General features: G+C 35.7%; 16 protein-coding genes. 10 read left to right on the plus strand and 6 right to left on the minus strand.

Annotation, left to right across the window (positions count from 1 at the left end; all coding sequences use genetic code 11):
* Positions 1–13 precede the first annotated feature (13 nt).
* The 3 genes from nrdB to ubiG all read right to left on the minus strand — a co-directional run bounded on the left by nrdB (position 14) and on the right by ubiG (position 4,826).
* The gene (gene nrdB / locus PSA_RS10745; RefSeq protein WP_042150965.1) at positions 14–1,144 is read right to left on the minus strand and encodes a class Ia ribonucleoside-diphosphate reductase subunit beta; all 1,131 of its coding nucleotides are present in this window, start codon (positions 1,142–1,144) and stop codon (positions 14–16) included.
* A gap of 74 nt (positions 1,145–1,218) precedes the next feature.
* A complete protein-coding gene (nrdA, locus tag PSA_RS10750; protein WP_042150963.1) occupies positions 1,219–3,501 on the minus strand; it encodes a class 1a ribonucleoside-diphosphate reductase subunit alpha in 2,283 nt (760 codons plus the stop codon).
* Between the two features lie 614 nt (positions 3,502–4,115).
* Complete coding sequence (gene ubiG / locus PSA_RS10755; RefSeq protein WP_042150961.1) at positions 4,116–4,826, minus strand: bifunctional 2-polyprenyl-6-hydroxyphenol methylase/3-demethylubiquinol 3-O-methyltransferase UbiG; 711 nt, start codon at positions 4,824–4,826, stop codon at positions 4,116–4,118.
* A gap of 158 nt (positions 4,827–4,984) precedes the next feature.
* Here ubiG and gyrA point away from each other — a divergent pair, with 158 nt between their 5' ends.
* From gyrA to PSA_RS10805, 10 genes are all read left to right on the plus strand, one after another.
* Positions 4,985–7,723: a DNA topoisomerase (ATP-hydrolyzing) subunit A gene (gyrA, locus tag PSA_RS10760; RefSeq protein ID WP_082305702.1), complete on the plus strand. Its 2,739-nt coding sequence runs from the start codon at positions 4,985–4,987 to the stop codon at positions 7,721–7,723.
* 249 nt (positions 7,724–7,972) lie between these two features.
* The gene (gene serC, locus PSA_RS10765; protein WP_042150960.1) at positions 7,973–9,055 is read left to right on the plus strand and encodes a 3-phosphoserine/phosphohydroxythreonine transaminase; all 1,083 of its coding nucleotides are present in this window, start codon (positions 7,973–7,975) and stop codon (positions 9,053–9,055) included.
* The gene (gene aroA, locus PSA_RS10770; RefSeq protein ID WP_042150958.1) at positions 9,055–10,329 is read left to right on the plus strand and encodes a 3-phosphoshikimate 1-carboxyvinyltransferase; all 1,275 of its coding nucleotides are present in this window, start codon (positions 9,055–9,057) and stop codon (positions 10,327–10,329) included. Before serC ends, aroA begins: the two co-directional genes overlap by 1 nt.
* A 107-nt stretch (positions 10,330–10,436) precedes the next feature.
* Entirely contained in the window at positions 10,437–11,126 is a 690-nt protein-coding gene (gene cmk / locus PSA_RS10775; RefSeq protein ID WP_042150957.1) for a (d)CMP kinase, read from the plus strand.
* A 189-nt stretch (positions 11,127–11,315) separates the two neighbouring features.
* Complete coding sequence (rpsA, locus tag PSA_RS10780; RefSeq protein WP_042150955.1) at positions 11,316–12,980, plus strand: 30S ribosomal protein S1; 1,665 nt, start codon at positions 11,316–11,318, stop codon at positions 12,978–12,980.
* A gap of 71 nt (positions 12,981–13,051) precedes the next feature.
* Positions 13,052–13,342 (plus strand): integration host factor subunit beta, encoded by a 291-nt coding sequence (gene ihfB / locus PSA_RS10785; protein ID WP_042150953.1) that lies wholly within the window; start codon positions 13,052–13,054, stop codon positions 13,340–13,342.
* Positions 13,343–13,373: 31 nt separating this feature from the next.
* Positions 13,374–13,637 (plus strand): lipopolysaccharide assembly protein LapA domain-containing protein, encoded by a 264-nt coding sequence (locus PSA_RS10790; protein WP_042150952.1) that lies wholly within the window; start codon positions 13,374–13,376, stop codon positions 13,635–13,637.
* Between the two features lies 1 nt (position 13,638).
* Positions 13,639–14,775, plus strand: coding sequence for a tetratricopeptide repeat protein (locus tag PSA_RS10795; protein WP_042150950.1), 1,137 nt, complete (start codon positions 13,639–13,641; stop codon positions 14,773–14,775).
* Between the two features lie 170 nt (positions 14,776–14,945).
* On the plus strand, positions 14,946–15,653 hold the full coding sequence (pyrF, locus tag PSA_RS10800) for an orotidine-5'-phosphate decarboxylase (RefSeq protein ID WP_042150949.1): 708 nt from the start codon (positions 14,946–14,948) through the stop codon (positions 15,651–15,653).
* A gap of 140 nt (positions 15,654–15,793) precedes the next feature.
* Positions 15,794–16,186 carry a hypothetical protein gene (locus tag PSA_RS10805; protein WP_042150947.1) on the plus strand — a complete coding sequence of 131 codons (393 nt, stop codon included), beginning with the start codon at positions 15,794–15,796 and terminating at the stop codon, positions 16,184–16,186.
* A 73-nt stretch (positions 16,187–16,259) separates the two neighbouring features.
* Here PSA_RS10805 and PSA_RS10810 read toward each other — a convergent pair whose 3' ends face one another.
* The 3 genes from PSA_RS10810 to asnB form a co-directional block, all read right to left on the minus strand.
* Positions 16,260–17,090, minus strand: coding sequence for a S1 RNA-binding domain-containing protein (locus PSA_RS10810; protein ID WP_042150945.1), 831 nt, complete (start codon positions 17,088–17,090; stop codon positions 16,260–16,262).
* Positions 17,087–18,433 (minus strand): DEAD/DEAH box helicase, encoded by a 1,347-nt coding sequence (locus PSA_RS10815; RefSeq protein ID WP_042150943.1) that lies wholly within the window; start codon positions 18,431–18,433, stop codon positions 17,087–17,089. The genes PSA_RS10810 and PSA_RS10815 overlap by 4 nt, the downstream gene beginning before the upstream one ends.
* Before the next feature lie 222 nt (positions 18,434–18,655).
* Positions 18,656–20,326, minus strand: a complete 1,671-nt coding sequence (gene asnB / locus PSA_RS10820; protein ID WP_042150941.1) for an asparagine synthase B — start codon at positions 20,324–20,326, stop codon at positions 18,656–18,658.
* Positions 20,327–20,519: the final 193 nt, after the last annotated feature.

Below are 20,519 nucleotides of genomic sequence, written 5' to 3' on the forward strand. Positions count from 1 at the left end.
TATATATGAAGCCTTATAAATCAAAATCATCAAAATCAGATACGTCAACGGCAGCGTCTACTTGCCCAACAAGGTAACTCGTAATTTCAGATTCTTGTGGCGCAACCTGAACATTATCACTTGATAAATAAGAGTTGATCCAAGGTAATGGATTACTTTTAACTTCAAAAGGTGCATCGTAGCCAATCGCTTGCATACGGTGGTTACTGATGTATTCAACATATTGCTTTAAGATCTGAGCATTCAAGCCAATCATTGAGCCACCTTTAAATAAATAGTCAGCCCATTCTTTTTCTTGTTCTACAACATCTAAGAAAATTTGGCGGCCTTCACTGTGTAACTCTTTACATATTTCAGTCATTTCCGGATCATCGTTGCCGTTCATCCAGTTATTTAAAATATGTTGTGTGCCAGTAAGGTGTAATGCTTCATCACGTGCAATTAATTTTATAATTTTAGCATTACCTTCGAGTAATTCACGTTCTGCAAATGCAAAGCTACATGCAAAACTTACATAGAATCTAATCGCTTCAAGCGCATTTACCGAACAAATCGCTAAAAATAAACGCTCTTTTAATTTACGTCTACTGACTTCAATTGATTTACCTTCAACTTCGTAAGTACCTTCACCTTGAGATTGTAATAACTGTGTTGTTAAAATCACGTCATCAAAATACCTAGCAATACTACTTGCACGCTTTAAAATGGCCGGGTTTACAACAATATCATCAAAAACTTCACCTGGTTCAGTGAACAAGTTTCTTAAAATATGTGTATAAGAGCGAGAGTGAATCGTTTCACTGAATGCCCAAGTTTCAACCCAAGTTTCAATCTCTGGTAAAGATACTAACGGCAATAGTACAGCATTAACTGAACGTGCAGCCATACTATCTAATAACGTTTGATACTTTAAATTAGATATGAAAATATGCTTTTCTGGATCTGATAGCCCTTGCCAATCAGATCTGTCTTTTGAAACATCAATTTCTTCTGGGCGCCAGAAAAATGATAATTGTTTTTCTATTAGCTTTTCAAAAGAAGCATGTTTTTGTATGTCATATCTAGAAACATTAACGCTGTTTCCCATAAACATAGGCTCAAGAAGGGCATTATTTGGGGTTTGGTTAAAAGTTGTATAAGTCATTTTAAAGGTACTTTTAATATTTAACGGTCAATGGATAGGTAAAAGCCGCAAATAATGCAGCTTAAACGTAATGGCTATATTTTACAAGCACCGCCTGCACAACCATCATCTTCTTCTTCGATTATATCTTCTTGTGCATCAGCTGCACCATCACGGGTATTGTGATAATAAAGTGTTTTAACACCTAATTTATAAGCCGTTAATAAATCTTTTAATAGTAATTTAAGAGGTACTTTACCACCATCAAATTTATTTGGATCATAGTTTGTATTTGCTGAGATAGTCTGGTCAATAAACTTCTGCATAATACCTACAAGTTGTAAATAACCATCATTAGATGAAATATCCCATAATAATTCATAGTTATTTTTAAGACGTTTATATTCAGGAACAACTTGTTTCAATATACCATCTTTACTTGCTTTGATACTGATATGTCCACGTGGCGGCTCTATACCATTTGTTGCATTTGATATTTGTGATGATGTTTCAGACGGCATCAATGCAGAAACAGTTGAGTTACGCATACCGTGTGTTTTGATGCTTTCACGTAAACCATCCCAATCTAAATGCAGTGCTTCATCGCATACTTTATCAAGATCTTTTTTGTAAGTATCAATTGGCATGATACCTTGAGAATAAGTTGTTTCATTAAACTTAGGACAAGCACCTTTCTCTTTGGCTAATACATTTGACGCTTTCATCAAGTAGAATTGTAATGCTTCAAACGTTCTATGGGTAAGGGCATTTGCACTACCGTCAGAATATTTAACACCGTTTTTAGCCAAGTAATATGCGTAGTTTATTACACCTATACCTAACGTACGACGACCCATTGATGCATTTTTAGCAGCAGGAACAGGATAGTCTTGATAATCTAATAAATCATCTAAAGCACGAACAGCTAATTCAGCAAGTTCTTCTAATTCATCTAAAGAATCAATTGCACCAAGATTTAGCGCTGATAATGTACATAAAGCGATTTCACCTTCTTCATCCATTACATGTTGTAATGGCTTAGTCGGTAATGCAATTTCCAAACATAAGTTAGATTGACGAATTGGTGCCACAGTTGAAATAAATGGGCTATGGGTATTACAATGGTCTACATTTTGTAAATAGATACGACCTGTGCTTGCTCGTTCTTGAGCAAATACAGAGAACAATTCAATTGCTTTAATACGCTTTTTACGAATAGAGTCATCTTGCTCATACTGAGTATACAGCTTGTCAAACTTTTCTTGATCTTCAAAGAAAGCATCATAAAGACCAGGTACATCTGACGGGCTAAATAATGTAATGTAATCATCTTTGATTAATCGGCTATACATTACTTTGTTAAATTGAACACCATAATCTAAATGTCTAACACGGTTATCTTCAACACCACGGTTATTTTTAAGTACGAGTAAGTTTTCAACTTCTAAATGCCAAAGCGGGTAGAATAAAGTTGCTGCACCACCACGAACACCGCCTTGAGAACAGCTTTTAACAGCTGTTTGGAAATGTTTGTAAAAAGGAATACAGCCAGTATGGAATGCTTCACCGTTTCTAATTGAGCTACCTAAAGCACGAATTCTGCCTGCATTAATACCAATACCTGCACGTTGGCTTACATATTTAACGATACTTGAAGAAGTTGCATTAATTGAATCTAAGCTATCACCACATTCAATTAATACACAAGAGCTGAACTGTCTTGTTGGTGTACGAACACCAGCCATAATTGGCGTAGGTAAAGAAATCTTAAATGTAGAAACTGCATCATAAAAACGTTTAATGTAATCAAGGCGTGTTTCAACAGGGTATTTAGCAAATAAACTTGCAGCTACTAAGATATATAAAAACTGAGCACTTTCATAAATTTCGCCTGTTACACGGTTTTGAACTAAATACTTACCTTCAAGCTGTTTTACTGCAGCATAGCTGAAATTCATATCACGGCTGTGATCTAAAAATTCATCTAACTGCTCGATTTCGTTTTTCGTATAGTCAGCTAATAGATGTTCATCGTAACGGTTTTCAGAAACAAGTTTTACAATATGATCGTATAAGCGTGGTGGTTCAAATTTTCCATATGCTTTTTTACGAAGATGGAAGACTGCTAAACGTGCTGCAAGGTATTGATAGTCAGGAGTTTCTTTAGATATTAAATCAGCAGCTGATTTAATAATCGTTTCATGAATATCAGATGTGCGAATACCATCATAAAATTGAATATGTGACTTTAACTCAACTTGAGATACCGAAACATTGTCAAGACCCTCTGCGGCCCATTCTATAACACGATGGATCTTATCGAGATCAAGAGATTCCTTTATACCGTCACGTTTGCTCACAGATAGCTGTTGGTTCATAGTTTGCCTGAGTTCCTTGATTGTTGCCGAAAAATTCTCAACAAAAATTAAATATTGAAAGCTTTATTATTAGGTTAAAATTATCAGCAATGCATAGCGCTGGCGCTTAAAAATACTGTTGGCTGATAAAGTATAAGGAACAAGATAGAGGTCTACGGCATGATTTGCAAGGGACAGAATTAGCTGTAAATGTGGATAACTAGGGTATAGCTTTAACTGGTTAGTGCTCATTAACCTTTTATCTTTTGATTTATTAGAAATATCTAAAAATCAACTAAGATTTACATAAAATAAATTATTTTATTTTTTTAAACTGTTTGTCTGCAAACTGAGCACGCTCGTGTTGAAAATGGTAATTAACACAATATATAGTGTTCATTATTCAAACTTGTTACTACATATAGTTGACTGCTTTGTAGACGTAAATTGAACAGATCTTAACTAGCATCTTAATTTAAAGAAATGATTAAGCTGGAAATAAGGGGTTTCTATTATAACTTTGGTATTAAACCTTTATAAAACTGCCTATATAAGTAAAGTAGATTGATACCGGTCGGGTATGAAAATAGTTTGCCCAAAGATATTTGAACAAACTATATAAGTATCACTAGAAATTAATCAATTTTTTCAAAGTATAATATGTAATTTACGCTGACATCTTGATCCAGGGTATATTGACCTGAAAGTGGGTTGTAATTTAAACCTGCGCTAGATTTTACTTTTAAGCCATTTTGCTCTGCCCAATTGATTAAGGTAGAAGGTTTAATAAATTTTTTATGATCATGTGTGCCTTTTGGAACTAATTTTAATAAGTGCTCAGCACCTAATATGGCAAATAAATAAGACTTAACAGTTTTGTTTAAAGTTGAAAAGAATACTTTTCCGCCTGGTTTAACTAATTTTGATACCGCTGCTATTACTGAAGCAGGATCTGGTACATGTTCAAGCATTTCCATACAAGTAACAACATCAAATGATTCAGGGTTGTTTTGTGCAAACTCTTCAGCAGTTGATTGAATATAATCAACTTTAATACCAGATTCTAAACTATGTAATTTAGCTACATTGAGCGGTTCAGCACCCATATCAATGCCAGTCACATTAGCGCCTAACTTCGCCATGCTTTCAGTTAGAATACCGCCACCACAGCCTAGATCTAATGTTGTCATATTAAATAAGCCACTACATCTATTATTAATGAAATCTAATCTCAGTGGATTTATTTCGTGTAAAGGTTTGAACTCACCATCGAGATCCCACCATCTTTGAGCAATTGATTCAAATTTTGCTATTTCTGATGGATCTACATTTTGATGTTCGGTCATAAAAAGCCTCCTGATTAATCTGAGGGCATTATAAAGGGTAATTTTATAAAATCACACAGGTTTACATCATGTACATTAATAAAATGTATGATAGTATCGTCTGGTTAATAAAAAGAATATGTTATTTAAGTTAAGTAGACTGAAGGAAATGGCAACGAATGACTGATACCAATAATCAAATCGTTCCAGTTAATATTGAGGATGAACTTAAGAACTCATACCTAGATTATGCAATGAGCGTAATCGTAGGTCGTGCATTACCAGATGTACGTGATGGTCTTAAGCCTGTTCACCGTCGTGTTTTATTTGCGATGAATGAACTTAAAAATGACTGGAACAAGCCTTATAAAAAATCAGCCCGTGTTGTGGGCGATGTAATTGGTAAATATCACCCTCACGGTGATACAGCTGTATACGATACTATCGTACGTATGGCACAACCATTTTCAATGCGTTATTTATTAGTAGATGGACAAGGTAACTTTGGTTCTGTTGATGGTGACTCGGCAGCAGCAATGCGTTATACCGAAATCCGTATGACTAAACTATCTCATGAGTTATTATCAGATCTTGATAAAGAAACTGTTGATTTTGTAGAAAACTATGACGGTACTGAATTAATTCCAGCTGTTATGCCAACAAGAATTCCAGCGCTATTAGTTAACGGTTCATCAGGTATCGCAGTAGGTATGGCAACAAATATACCGCCTCATAACCTTACTGAAGTAATTAATGGTTGTTTAGCATTAATGGCTGATTCAGATTTATCTGTTGAGCAATTAATGGAATACATTCCTGGGCCAGATTTCCCAACTGCAGGTATTATCAGCGGTATTAAAGGAATTGAATCTGCCTATAGCACTGGCCGTGGTAAAGTTCATATCCGTGCTAAAGCTGAAGTACAAACTAACGAAAAAACAGGTCGCGAAACTATCATTGTTGATGAGTTACCGTACCAAGTTAATAAAGCACGATTAATCGAAAAAATTGCTGAGTTAGTTAAAGACAAAAAAATTGAAGGGATCAGTGCATTACGTGATGAGTCGGATAAAGACGGCATGCGTATTGTAATTGAAATCAAACGTGGTGAAGTGGGTGAGGTTGTATTAAATAACCTTTACTCACAAACACAAATGCAAACTGTATTCGGTATGAATATGGTTGCACTAGATAATGGCCAGCCTAAGTGTTTAACACTTAAAGAAATGCTTGAAGCCTTTATTGTTCACCGTCGTGAAGTAGTAACACGTCGTACAGTATTTGAATTACGCAAAGCGCGTGATCGTGCACATATGCTAGAAGGTTTAGCAATTGCATTAGCAAATATAGACCCTATCATTGAATTGATACGTAATTCACCTACACCTGCAGAAGCGAAAGAAGCTTTACTAGCACGCCCATGGCAGCTAGGTAATGTACAAGCTATGCTTGAAAAAGCCGGTGAAGATGATGTTGCTCGCCCTGAATGGTTAGAAGAAGGTCTTGGCATACGTGATGGTGAATATTACTTATCATTACAACAAGCACAAGCTATCTTAGATTTACGTCTACATAAACTAACTGGTCTTGAGCATGAGAAAATCATTGCTGAATACCAAGGTTTATTAGAAGTTATCGCCGAATTATTATTTATTCTTTCAAGCCCTGCGCGTTTATTAGAAGTTATTCGTGAAGAATTACTTGAAATTAAAGAGCAATACGGCGATGAGCGTCGAACAGTAATAAGTGCTTCAGCGCATGATATTAACCTTGAAGATTTAATCAATGAAGAAGATGTTGTTGTAACATTATCTCATGAAGGTTATGTGAAGTACCAGCCATTAAGCGACTACGAAGCACAGCGTCGTGGTGGTAAAGGTAAGTCAGCAACTAAAATGAAAGATGAAGATTTCATTGAACGTTTATTAGTTGCCAATACACACGATACAATTTTATGTTTCTCTACTGCAGGTCGCTTATATTGGTTGAAAGTATACCAATTACCATTAGCGAGTCGTGCTGCTCGTGGTAAGCCAATTGTAAACTTACTACCTCTTGAAGAAGATGAGCGTATTACCGCTATTCTACCTGTACGTGAATATGAAGAAGATAAATACATATTCATGGCAACATCAAATGGTACCGTTAAGAAAACACCTTTAACAGCATATAGCAGACAACGCGCAAGCGGTATTATTGCAATCAACCTAAATGATGGCGATAGCTTAATTGGTGTTGATATCACAGACGGCAGCAATGAAATCATGTTGTTCTCGGATGCGGGTAAAGTTGTAAGATTCAAAGAAGCGGAAGAAATTTCAGCAATTGATGAAGATGGCAACCCTGTTTTAGATGAAAACGGCGAGCAAGAAATTAAGTTTAAAGGTGTAAGACCTATGGGGCGTACTGCTACGGGTGTTCGTGGTATTAAACTTAAAGAAGATGATAAAGTAATTTCACTTATCGTACCAAAAACTGATGGTGACATTTTAACAGTAACTGAAAATGGTTACGGTAAGCGTACAATACTTGAAGATTACCCATCTAAGAGTCGTGCAACGCAAGGTGTTGTATCAATCAAGGTAAGTGAAAGAAATGGTAAAGTTGTTGGTGCTGTACAGGTACTTGATAACGATGAAATCATGCTAATCACTAACCGCAGTACTTTAGTACGTACACGTGTTCATGAGGTTTCAACTGTAGGTCGTAATACCCAAGGTGTTATATTGATCCGTACAGCAGAAGATGAACTAGTTGTTGGTTTACAACGAATAGACGAAATAGAAGAAGCTATTGTTTACCCTGAAGCAGATGCGGAAACTACTGAGCAAACTGATACTTCAAGAGAGGCTAGCACTGAGGCGAATTCGCCGGATGTAGTTGAACCTGAAAATTCTTCACCTCAAGACGAAGAATAATCATAAAAAGCGGCCATAGGCCGCTTTTTTTTACTTTGAAAATTAGGTAAATTAATAAACCTCCAATGTAACTTATTAAAACCGCTGTGTGGTATGTTATAGGACCGAATTATATTAGATTGAAAAGTGCGAAGTGACTTAGACGCATTTTTTGATTCAATTATTATTAGCAAAATATTTTTAACAGCAAAGCTGTGACTATTAAAACTTCTGTCAGAAAGTTTTATCTTGGAATGAGGATTAACGAGAATGAGTGTTTACAATTTTTGTGCTGGGCCGGCAATGCTCCCACCAGATGTGATGAAAAAAGCACAAAAAGAATTTATCGATTGGCAAAACTTGGGCGTTTCTGTAATGGAAATAAGTCATAGAAGTCCGCCATTTCTTGAGCTGGCTCAAAAAAGTGAAGAAAGTTTACGTCGCTTAATGAATATCTCTGATGAGTATTCTGTATTATTTATGCATGGCGGTGGTCGTGGTCAGTTTTCAGCTGTGCCTTTAAATTTGCACCAAGAGGGCAAACAAGCTGTTTATTGCCAAACAGGCACTTGGTCTTCTAGTGCCTTAGATGAAGCAAATAAATTTACACAGACACAGACTTTTCAAATTAGAAATGATCAAAACTCAGTAGCATCTGTGATCCCTGTGGAACAATGGCAGCTTCCTAAAGAAGCGTCATACATTCATTACTGTACAAATGAAACCGTAGATGGCATTGAGTTATTTGATGTGCCTAAACATGCCAGTGCGCCAATCGTTGCCGATATGTCATCAAATATATTATCGAGAGAGATCGACGTAAATCAATTTGATTTAATTTATGCTGGTGCGCAAAAAAATATTGGTCCGTCAGGCCTTGCCATCGTTATTGTGAAAAAAGACTTATTGGCTCGTCCAGGCCTTGCTAAGCCAGGGGTTTTTGATTATGCATTAGAATCAAAACAACAAAGCATGTTTAATACCCCGCCTACATTTGCATGGTATTTAGCTGCTGAAGTATTTGCTTGGTTAGAAGCAAATGGTGGTGTAGCGGCAATGGAAGCACACAATAGAGATAAAGCAGCGCTCTTATATGATTTCATTGATAACAATGACTTTTATCAAAATAATATTAATACAAATTGTCGTTCATTAATGAATGTGCCTTTTTTATTAAAAGATGAGTCTTTAAATAAAGCATTTTTGGCACAATCACAAAACGCAGGTTTATTAGCTTTAGAAGGTCATCGTAGTGTGGGTGGCATGAGAGCAAGCATATACAATGCGATGCCAAAAGCGGGCGTTGAAGCCTTAGTTGATTTTATGCATAAGTTCTCAAAGGAGCACAAGTAATGCAGCAGCTAAAACTAGATCCAATTTCACAAGTCAATGGCACGGTCGTACTACCAGGTTCAAAAAGCCTATCTAATCGAATTTTATTATTAGCTGCACTTTCTAAAGGCACGACTCAAGTTGAAAACCTACTTGATAGCGATGATATTCGTTATATGTTAGGTGCTTTAAATGAATTAGGCGTAGAAGTAGAGCTAAGTGATGATAAAACAACTGCGATAGTTCATGGTGTTAATGGGCAATTTGCTCAACCTACTAAGTCTTTATTTTTAGGTAACGCTGGGACTGCATTTAGGCCTTTAACAGCAGCCCTTGCAGCAGTAGAAGGTAACTTTGAGTTAACCGGTGAGCCTAGAATGGAAGAGCGTCCTATCGGGCATTTAGTTGATGCACTATCAGATTTAAACGCAGATGTGACTTGTTTGAAAAATGCAGGGTACCCACCGCTCAATATTTCAGGAAAAAAACTTGATGGTGGCGAGGTGAGTATTGATGGCAGTATCTCTAGCCAGTTTTTAACTGCGCTATTAATGTCTGCGCCTTTATTTAAAAATGATACAACTATTACAATAATTGGTGAGCTTGTTTCTAAACCTTATATTGATATTACATTAGATGTGATGTCTCGATTTGGTATCAGTGTTGTTAATAATAATTATGAAAGTTTTGTGATCAAAGCTGGGCAGCAATATGCCTCACCTGGTCGTATTATGGTTGAAGGTGATGCTTCTTCAGCGTCTTACTTTATGGCTGCAGCTGCAATTAATGGCGGCACAATTGAAATAAAAGGTGTTGGTAGCAAGAGTGTTCAAGGTGATATTGGTTTTGCCAATGTGATGGAACAAGTTGGTGCAAATGTACAGTGGTTTGACGAAAAAATAGTGGTTAGTAAAGGTGAAATTAAAGGCGTTGATATTGACGCTAATGAAATTCCTGATGCTGCCATGACATTAGCCACTGTTGCCTTGTTTGCTAAAGGCAAAACGGCTATTAGAAACATCTACAATTGGCGTGTAAAAGAAACAGATCGTCTTTATGCTATGGCAACTGAACTTAGAAAAGTGGGTGCAGAAGTAGTCGAAGGGGAAGATTTTATCGAAATTACACCTCCGGTTACAATTAATTTAACCGACATAGACACCTATAATGACCACAGAATCGCAATGTGTTTCTCTATGGTTGCGGTAGGGGGACACCCTATAATAATCAACGACCCTAAGTGTGTTGATAAAACTTTTCCAAGCTATTTTCAAACATTATCGAGCATCAGTTAACGTAAACTCGATATGAAACACTAAAATAATTGATATAAAAAAGCGAAAACTTATTAATTTTCGCTTATAATGCGCCGATTATTTTGTATGCATAGATGGAGGTTGAAATGCAACCAGTCTCACCAGTCGTCACAGTAGATGGTCCAAGTGGCGCAGGAAAAGGAACAGTTTGCCGTTTGTTAGCGGAAAAACTTGGTTGGGATGTATTGGATAGTGGTGCGATTTATCGTGTTTTAGCACTTGCTGCAATTCATCATCAAATTTCAGAAGATAACGAAGATGCATTAGTACCATTAGCTGCAAATTTAGATGTACAATTTTTAATTGATAGTGAAACGAGTTCTAGTAAAATCGTACTAGAAGGCGAAGATGTTACTAAACGTATCAGAAATGAAGAAGTAGGGGCTGTCGCCTCTAAAATAGCAGCATTGCCTCGTGTAAGAGAAGCACTATTAAGACGTCAACGCGCTTTTAAAACTGAAAATGGTTTAATCGCTGATGGTCGAGATATGGGCACTGTTGTGTTTCCAGATGCACAATTTAAACTTTATATCACAGCTTCAGCCGAAGAACGTGCAAATCGCCGTTTTCTAGAGTTGAAGCGAACTGATGATAGTGTTAAAATTGATGCTATATTAGCCGATATCAAAGCACGTGATGAGCGCGATATGAATCGCAGTATTGCACCTTTGGTTCCATCTGAAGATGCAATTGTAGTTGATACAACTAAAATGAATGCAAAACAAGTATTCGAACATGTATATGATTTATATACTCAAGCACTTATTGCACGATAACAATTAACGATTAAGTTAGTTGTTTTTTAGTGCATTTTTAGGTTGTTTAGACTAAAATAATTCCGGATAGGAAATACAATTTTGTATTTTCGTCTAAAGAGCGAAAAATATGGATGTTATTCGCTAAATTAATAACCCCATGCGGCAGGCAAGCCAATTGGTGATATAAACATTAGAGACGTATTAAGTATGTCAGAAAATTTTGCACAGTTATTTGAAGAAAGCTTACAAGGTTTTGAAGCTCAACAGGGTTCTATCGTTAAAGGTACAGTTATTTCAATTGAAAATAACATCGTACTTGTTGACGCTGGTCTTAAATCTGAAAGCGCAATTCCTGCCGAGCAATTCAAAAACAATGCTGGTGAATTAGAAGTTGCTGTTGGCGACGAAGTAGATGTAGCGTTAGACGCAATTGAAGATGGCTTCGGTGAGACAATCCTTTCTCGTGAGAAAGCGAAACGTCATGAAGCTTGGATCCGTCTAGAAAAAGCATGTGAAGAGCAAGAAACTGTTACTGGTATTATCAACGGTAAAGTTAAAGGTGGTTTCACTGTTGAAGTTGACACTATTCGTGCATTCCTACCTGGTTCATTAGTTGATGTGCGTCCAGTACGTGATACTACTCACCTTGAGCATAAAGAACTAGAATTTAAAGTTATCAAACTTGATCAAAAACGTAATAACGTTGTTGTATCTCGTCGCGCAGTTATTGAGTCTGAAAATTCTCATGAGCGTGAAGAGCTTCTAGCTAACCTTGTTGAAGGCCAAGAAGTTAAAGGTATCGTTAAGAACCTTACAGATTACGGTGCATTCGTAGATCTTGGTGGTGTTGACGGTCTTTTACATATCACAGATATGGCTTGGAAACGTGTTAAACACCCATCAGAAATCGTTAACGTTGGTGATGAAATCTTAGTTAAAGTACTTAAGTTTGATAAAGAGAAAACTCGTGTTTCTCTAGGTCTTAAGCAACTTGGCGAAGATCCATGGTCAGCAATCGCTGGTCGTTACCCAGAAGGTTCTAAACTTACTGGTCGTGTAACTAACCTAACTGATTACGGTTGTTTCGTTGAAATCCAAGAAGGCGTTGAAGGTTTAGTACACGTTTCTGAAATGGATTGGACTAACAAAAACATCCACCCTTCTAAAGTTGTAAGCTTAGAAGACGTTGTTGAAGTTATGGTTCTTGAAATTGACGAAGAACGTCGTCGTATTTCTTTAGGCCTTAAACAGTGTAAAGCTAACCCTTGGCAAGAATTTGCTCGTCTACAAGTTAAAGGCGATCAAGTTACTGGTAAGATCAAATCTATCACTGATTTCGGTATCTTTATCGGTCTTGACGGTGGCATCGACGGTCTTGTTCACTTATCTGACATTTCTTGGAATGTACCTGGTGAAGAAGCAGTTCGTGATTACAAGAAAGGCGATGAGATTTCAGCTGTAGTACTACAAGTTGACCCTGAGCGTGAGCGTATTTCATTAGGCGTTAAGCAAATTGATGCTGACCCGTTCAATAACTTCCTGGATCTAAACAAGAAAGGTGCTATCCTTACTGGTAAAGTAACAGCTGTAGACGCTAAAGGTGCTACTGTTGAGCTTGTTGAAGGCGTAGAAGGTTATGTACGTGTTGCTGATATCGCTGTTGAGCGTGTTGAAGATGCAACTACAGTTGTTTCTGTAGGCGCTGAGTTAGAAACTAAACTAATGGGCGTTGATCGTAAGAACCGTACAATCAGCCTTTCAGTTAAAGCGCTTACTCAAGCTGAAGAGAAAGAAGTTTTAGAAAAACTTAAGAAAGAAGAGCCAGAGTTCGAAAACGCTATGGCTGCAGCATTTAAAAATGCTAAATCTTAATTAGTATATATTTCTAAAATATATCTCAAGGAAGGGTGAAAGCCCTTCCTTAATTTAACTAAGGAATTAATATGACTAAGTCTGAACTTATTGAGCAATTGTCAGAGCAGCATGCACATTTACCTGTAAAAGACGTAGAAAATTCAGTTAAAGAAATTTTAGAGCTTATGGCTGATTCATTAGCTGAGTCTGATAGAATTGAAATCCGTGGCTTTGGTAGTTTTTCTCTTCATTACCGTGCACCTCGCTTAGGACGTAATCCTAAAACGGGTGATACTGTAGATTTAGATGGAAAGTACGTACCCCATTTTAAACCGGGTAAAGAATTAAGAGACCGTGTTAATGCAAGCATTGCGTCTTAGTATAGTAGTAAATTATAGCTGGAGTAGTTAATTGTTTCGAGTAGTAAAAATACTCTCTTTATTAAGCTTTTTGTTTTTAGCATTTGTACTGGGTTCCCAAAATCCACAATTAATAAAGATAAATTATATTCTAGCTAGTGCTAAACTGCCTTTAGCCGTTGTAATTAGTATTTGTTTTATAACAGGCGTTGCTGCTGGTACACTTATCAGCTTTAAGTTGTTTACAACTTTAAAATGGCAAAATTTCCGTTTGAAATCTAGCAATAAAAAGCTCATCTCAGAAAAAGAAATTTAATATGATAGAGCTATTATTTTTACTCTTGCCCGTTGCTGCAGGCTACGGTTATATTATGGGTAAAAATAGTGCCAGATCTAAAGCCCATGAACAAAACCGACAAATAACCTCCGAATATAGTAAAGGTTTAAAGTTCTTACTTGATCGTGAAGAAGATCAAGGTTTAGAACATTTAATAAATTTACTCGAAGTTTCAGCTGATTCAGTAGAGCATTATCTCACATTAGCCATCATGTTTAGACGCAGAGGTGAGTTTGACCGTGCAATCAAAATTCATGAGTTACTACTTGAACAAGCAAATTTAAATCCAAAAGTCACAACTTCTATACTAATTGAGTTAGCACAAGATTATATTATGGCGGGTTTACTTGATTGCGCAGAAAAACATTTATTAGAACTCGTTGTTCGTGCAGAACCAAAAGCCATAGAACTCCTTTTTGACTTATATTTACAAACTAAAGAATGGCAAAAAGGCATCTCGCTTTATGAACAAAATGGCAGTCTATTTACTAAACATAAATTAAAAGTTGCTGTTGCAAATTTTTATTGTGAACAATCAATAATAATCGAAAAACCTAAATTGATGCGTAAAGTGCTCGGTTTAGAAAGCGGTGTAATAAGGCCATTATATGAACTTGGCAAAGCAGCATTTAATCGCGAAGATTATGTGAAAGCAATTTCTTATTGGCGTGATTTGCTTATTCAATCACCAAACTATGTGCCTCTATTTATCGACAATCTAGAATTATGCTATTATCAGTTAGGTTTAAACGACCAATATGAAGCTTTATTAGAGCAAGAGGTGTCGAGAGGCGGTGTTTTAATTAAAATAAAATATTGCCGCATTTTAGTTAAAAACAATCGTTTAGATGAAGCCGTTAAATTTTTAACTAAAAGTTTAAAGAAAGAGCCCAATATTCGAGGTTTTAGTTATTTACTTGAGTTGATCACTTCTCAAAATACTGATATTAAAACTATAATTCACCAGGTAAATGAATTAGTACAATCCTATATCGCTACAAAATCAGAGTTTCAATGTACTCACTGTGGGTTCAATAGCCATACAATTTATTGGTCTTGTCCTTCATGTAAACATTGGGAAACTATCATCCCAAGCCGTGGATTAGATGGTTTTTAAAATTGATTATTAAAGCAAAGTTAATTTTAAATATAATAAAGTACATAAAATAGCGTAATACCACACTTTGGTAATTACCGTTACGAACAGATAATTTAATAGCTTACATATTAAGTTTTCTGTGTTTAGGGTTTATCCCATTAATATCAGATTTATATAGAGTAAAAATAATGAATCAATTAAACGATCCTAAGGTATTAATTGCTTTAGATTACGCTTGCGAAGACGATGCAATTAATTTTGTTAAACAGCTATCTCCGAGCCAGTGTAGATTAAAAGTAGGTAAAGAAATGTTTACTTATTTTGGTCCGCAATTTGTAAAAAAACTAATTGATTTAGGCTTTGATGTTTTCTTAGATTTAAAATTTCATGATATCCCAAATACAGTAGCAAAAGCGGTAACAGCAGCAGCTAAAATGGGCGTATGGATGGTAAATGTTCATGCCAGTGGTGGTCCACAAATGATGGCTAAAGCAAAAGAAGCTTTAGTACAATTTGGTGATAAAGCACCTTTACTAATTGCTGTGACTGTATTGACCAGTATGGATGCACAAGAGTTGTCACGTCTAGGTGTAAACAAAACACCTGCAGAGCAGGTATCATATTTAGCAGCATTGGCTAGAGAATCAGGATTAGATGGTGTTGTTTGTTCTGCGCAGGAAGCTGAAGGTTTAAAGCAACAACTTGGTGAAGATTTCAAATTAATAACACCAGGTATTCGCCCTGAGGGAAGTGATGCAGGAGATCAAAAACGTATCATGACGCCTAAAAAAGCAATTGACAGTGGCAGTGATTATTTAGTAATAGGCAGACCAATTACGCAGTCTACGGACCCAGTTAATACTTTAGCTGAAATTAATCAGTCGTTAGCGGTATAGCTTTCAATTTACTTCAATTCAAGGCATTGTATTAACAATGCCTTTTCATTTATTTCTCTAGTTTTATTATATTTAACTTTTCATTAGTGATATTTATGTCACAATTAATGTAACAAAATAAAAATAATGAAGAGTAACAAATGAAGTACGCAGTAATTTTGATCGCCGTTATAGCACTTGGCGTTTATTATAATAATTGGTTAGATATTGAAAATAAAAGAGCCGCTTTTCCTGATCTTGTAAAAGAAATCTCACAAAGTAATGTCAGCTTATTTGATGTTAAAAAGGCTATCATGCTATTAGTACAACTGAGTTGTCAAGAATCTAAAGAAAGGTTAGAAGCGAGAGGTTCGTCTGTTTCTGAATGTTTAGAATATCAAGAATCGTTCAAATCTCAGTGTGATGAAAAAATATTTAGACTTGCACCAATTGAGTTCAGTGATACTGAAGAGTTATTAGATTATTCTAAAAGATTTCACAGATGTATTATGCCTACGGGTTTTTCTCAAATAGAGCTAAAACAGTATTTATAAATACTTAATTAACATCACAATAGACATTAAAAAGGCGCTTAATAAAACGCCTTTTCTATAGCATAATTAATCGTTAATTAAGTTTTATACTTTTTGCTTCAATTGCAATTATGCCTTTTTTGAATAAGCCGCCAATCGCTTTTTTGAAATTAGCTTTACTACAAGAAAACGTCTTTTTAATCAGTTCAGGATCTGATTTATCGCCTAATGGTAAAAAGCCATTATTCTTATTAAGTTCTTCAACAATTTTATCAGCTAAAGTATGTACTTTAGCCATGCCGATTGGTTCTAATACGATATCTAACTTATTATCTTCGCGTACTTTCTTGATATAACCAGGCATAGTTTGGCCAACAAATAATGATTTAAAAGCGGTATCATAATAGACAATACCCCAATGTAATTTATCTACAATTACTTTATAGCCAAGATCTGTACGACCAGCGACAATTAACTCTACTTTATCTTTAAAGTTATAATTTGCTTGTGCTTTACCTACAAACTTATTATACCTGTTTGAAGCACACAGCCTTTCACTTGCGTTATCTAAGTAAACACCTACAAGGTATGACATACCTTGTTCCATTTTAGGGTTTTGTTCGCCATAAGGTACTAATAAATCTTTATCAATACCCCAATCTAAAAATGCACCTATGTTATTTATTTCTTTTACACGCATTAAAGCAAAGTCACCAAGTTGTGCATTAGGTGTTTTTTTTGTTGCAGTTGTAAGACCATCAGAGTCTAAATATACAAAAACACTGATCTGTGAATCTGCAACATCTTGCTCTTCAAGCTCATTAGATGGTAAAAATACTTCACCTAGATTTTTACCATCTAAGTAAGCGCCTTCGCCCGAGCGTTCTGTGATCGTCAGTGTATGGAAGCGTCCTAAAGTGATCATTCATCAATATCCTGTATTGGAGTCTCTTTATTGACTCTTGGTTTACGTTTAAGCGGGCTTTGACCATCTATATCAAATGGTGCCGGAATTGGTTTTTTAACAAGCTTTTTAGCTGACTTAACTGGCTTTTTAATCGATTTTTTAACTGGTTTTTTACCTTTGAAACTTGGCTTTTTAGCTGTTTTATCTTTAAGGCCTTTAAATTTGCCTTTTAAACCGTCTACAGTCAAAAATGTGAGTTCTTGTTGTAAATATTTTTTAAGCGCTATGAAATTATCCCAGTCTTTAGGGCCAACAAATGAAATTGCTTGTCCTTTAAATCCAGCACGACCTGTTCTGCCTATTCGGTGAACATATTCTTCAGAATTCTTAGGTAAGTCAAAATTAATAACATGGGTAACACTTAATAAATCTAAACCACGAGAAGCAACATCAGTAGTAACCAATATCTGATATTGTTCTTTACTAAAAGCATCCATGATTTTAAGTCGTTTATTTTGACTCATATCACCTGAAAGGGCTGCTGAATTAATACCTTTATTTATCAGGATTTCACTTAATCTTTGTGCATCGTGACGTGTTGCAGTAAATATAATGCACTGGCCAACACTTTTTTGAGAAACAAAGTGATTTAATAGCGATTCTTTATGATCTAAATGATCTGCTAAAAATAAGCTCTGTGTAATATCTTCATGTTTTTCAATAGCAGAACCAACTATAACCTTTTTAGGTTTAGTTAGTAGATTACTAGAAAGCGTATCAAGCTCAGCATGTTCAAGCGTTGCAGAAAACATTAAAGTTTGACGTAATCTATGATCGGCACTTTCATTGATTAAATTGATTTCATCTTTAAAACCAAGATCCATCATACGATCAGCTTCATCGAGGATAAGCATCTCAAGTCCACTTAAATAAAATGATTTTTGTTTTAAGTGATCAGCAAGGCGTCCTGGAGTTGCAACAATAAATTGAGGCTCTTTTCTAAGCGCTTTAATTTGATCGTTAAAGTTATCACCGCCAAGTACTTTTGTTGCTAATAAATTAGTACCTGCAATCAGCATGCGCAATTGCGTGAAAACTTGATTAGCAAGTTCTCGAGTTGGCGTAATAATTAAAACGCGAGGATCACGTTTACTTAACGGCTTTTGTTTAAGTACGCGCTGTAAAGCAGGTAATAAAAACGCAAGTGTTTTACCTGAACCGGTTTTTGATTGGGCAAATAAATCTTTGCCTGCAATAACAACAGGAATTGATTTTTGTTGAATTTCAGTTGGTTCAGTGATTGCTTGATGAGCCAGCTGTTTAGCTAAACGTATATCAATACCTAGTGTTTCAAATTGCAAATTGATTCTCCGGAGGTAATTACCTGATGTATTAAACCATCACATAAAAATAGTATAAATAATTAAAAAAAGCGCAGCATTATACAATATCTGGCTGTATGCAGATAGAAATATTAATCAAATAACGGAAATTTAGACGTATTTTAGAAAAGAATAACAAACGGTAGGGAAGTCGCACTAAGATTAAACTTAGTGCGCTATTAAAGTATTTAGTTCGAAATACTATTTTTGTATGTAAGCTTCATTGTGGCTGCCAGCAGCGCGGCCTGATGGATCTGCATTTTTCATAAATGCTTCATCCCATGCCAGTGCCTCTGGTGTAGAGCAGGCTACAGATTTTCCATGTGGAACACACTTAGCAACTGCATCACCAGGGAAGTGCTCTTCAAAAATACTACGATAAAAATAAGCTTCTTTTGAATCTGGCGTATTAATTGGAAATTTAAACTGCGCATTTTCAAGCATAGAATCTGATACTTGCTCATTAACAAATTCTTTTAATGAATCTATCCAGTTATAACCCACACCATCAGAGAATTGCTCTTTTTGACGCCATAATACTTCTTCTGGTAAATAGCCTTCAAACGCTTCTCTTAAAATATGTTTTTCAATCTTGCCGTCTTTACACTCTTTGGCAATAGGGTTAATACGCATCGCGATATCAACAAATTCTTTATCAAGGAAGGGTACACGTGCTTCTACACCCCAAGCAGCCATAGACTTATTTGCACGTAAACAATCAAACATATGTAGTTTAGATACTTTACGATTTAGTTCTTCATGAAATTCTTGTGCGTTTGGTGCTTTATGGAAATATAAATAACCGCCAAATAGTTCATCAGCACCTTCACCAGATAACACCATTTTTATCCCCATCGCTTTGATTTGACGAGACATTAAATACATAGGGGTTGATGCACGAATAGTGGTTACATCATAGGTTTCTAAATGATAAATTACTTCACGTAACGCATCGATACCCTGTTGAACTGTAAAGTGAATAGGGTGATGAACAGTGCCAATCATATCCGCAACTTTTTGCGCAGCGGCTAAATCTGGTGAGCCTTCAAGACCGACCGAAAATGAATGAAGTTGTGGCCACCAAGCATTTGATTCGTCATTGTCTTCGATTCGTTTTGCGGCAAATTTTTGTACTATTGCTGATATAACAGAGGAGTCTAAACCGCCTGATAATAATACTCCATAAGGTACATCACACATAAGTTGACGTTTTACAGCATCTTCAAGGCCATTTTTAACATCTATCACATTTGAAGCATTGTCTTTTACGGCATCAAAAGCTTGCCAATCACGCTTATAATATGGTTTTAGTTCACCATCATTACTATCTAGGTAATGACCTGGCGGAAATTCTTCAATTGTTTTACAAATAGGAGCAAGCGCTTTTAACTCAGAAGCAACATAAAAGTTACCATGTTCATCCGTACCAGTATAAAGTGGAATGATACCAATGTGATCACGTCCAATAAGATAAGAATCTTTTTCTTCATCATATAAACAAAAAGCAAAAATACCGTTTAAATCATCTAAAAATGCAGCACCTTTTTCTTTATACAGTGCTAGGATAACTTCACAGTCTGACTCTGTTTGAAATTCAAAATCTGTATTAAGCTCTTTTGCGAGTTGTTTATGATTATAAATCTCACCATTTACAGCTAAAAAATGTGTTTTTTCAGGATTATATAATGGCTGAGCACCACTCGATACACCTACAATAGCTAAACGTTCATGCACCAAAATAGCTTTATCTGATGAATAAACCCCTGACCAATCTGGACCACGATGTCTTAGTAATTTAGACATCTCAATTGCTTGGCTGCGCAACTGCTTTGGATCTGTTTTTATATCCAGCACGCCAAAAATAGAACACATACCTCATTCCCCAATTCGATAATAAGTTTTAAAAATAATGAACTTCTATATGTACCAAATAAAACCATTTAAGTCACACTTAAATTTAACAAAATATGCATATATTCTACAAAAAGGTTAAATAACAAGGTTAACTTTGCTTAAAATATACGAATTGCATACAAAGTTTGATTTATATACCTTATATTTAAAA

Origin of the sequence: Pseudoalteromonas sp. '520P1 No. 423' (assembly GCF_001269985.1) — a bacterium.
Lineage (GTDB): Bacteria > Pseudomonadota > Gammaproteobacteria > Enterobacterales > Alteromonadaceae > Pseudoalteromonas.

Coding starts and splice junctions, on each gene's coding strand:
- PSA_RS10795 (WP_042150950.1), top strand. CDS start 13,639: ATGATAGAGCTATTATTTTTACTCTTGCCCGTTGCTGCAGGCTACGGT.
- pyrF (WP_042150949.1), top strand. CDS start 14,946: ATGAATCAATTAAACGATCCTAAGGTATTAATTGCTTTAGATTACGCT.
- ubiG (WP_042150961.1), bottom strand. CDS start 4,826: ATGACCGAACATCAAAATGTAGATCCATCAGAAATAGCAAAATTTGAA.
- rpsA (WP_042150955.1), top strand. CDS start 11,316: ATGTCAGAAAATTTTGCACAGTTATTTGAAGAAAGCTTACAAGGTTTT.
- aroA (WP_042150958.1), top strand. CDS start 9,055: ATGCAGCAGCTAAAACTAGATCCAATTTCACAAGTCAATGGCACGGTC.
- serC (WP_042150960.1), top strand. CDS start 7,973: ATGAGTGTTTACAATTTTTGTGCTGGGCCGGCAATGCTCCCACCAGAT.
- cmk (WP_042150957.1), top strand. CDS start 10,437: ATGCAACCAGTCTCACCAGTCGTCACAGTAGATGGTCCAAGTGGCGCA.
- asnB (WP_042150941.1), bottom strand. CDS start 20,326: ATGTGTTCTATTTTTGGCGTGCTGGATATAAAAACAGATCCAAAGCAG.
- PSA_RS10805 (WP_042150947.1), top strand. CDS start 15,794: ATGAAGTACGCAGTAATTTTGATCGCCGTTATAGCACTTGGCGTTTAT.
- PSA_RS10810 (WP_042150945.1), bottom strand. CDS start 17,090: ATGATCACTTTAGGACGCTTCCATACACTGACGATCACAGAACGCTCG.
- ihfB (WP_042150953.1), top strand. CDS start 13,052: ATGACTAAGTCTGAACTTATTGAGCAATTGTCAGAGCAGCATGCACAT.
- nrdB (WP_042150965.1), bottom strand. CDS start 1,144: ATGACTTATACAACTTTTAACCAAACCCCAAATAATGCCCTTCTTGAG.
- nrdA (WP_042150963.1), bottom strand. CDS start 3,501: ATGAACCAACAGCTATCTGTGAGCAAACGTGACGGTATAAAGGAATCT.
- gyrA (WP_082305702.1), top strand. CDS start 4,985: ATGACTGATACCAATAATCAAATCGTTCCAGTTAATATTGAGGATGAA.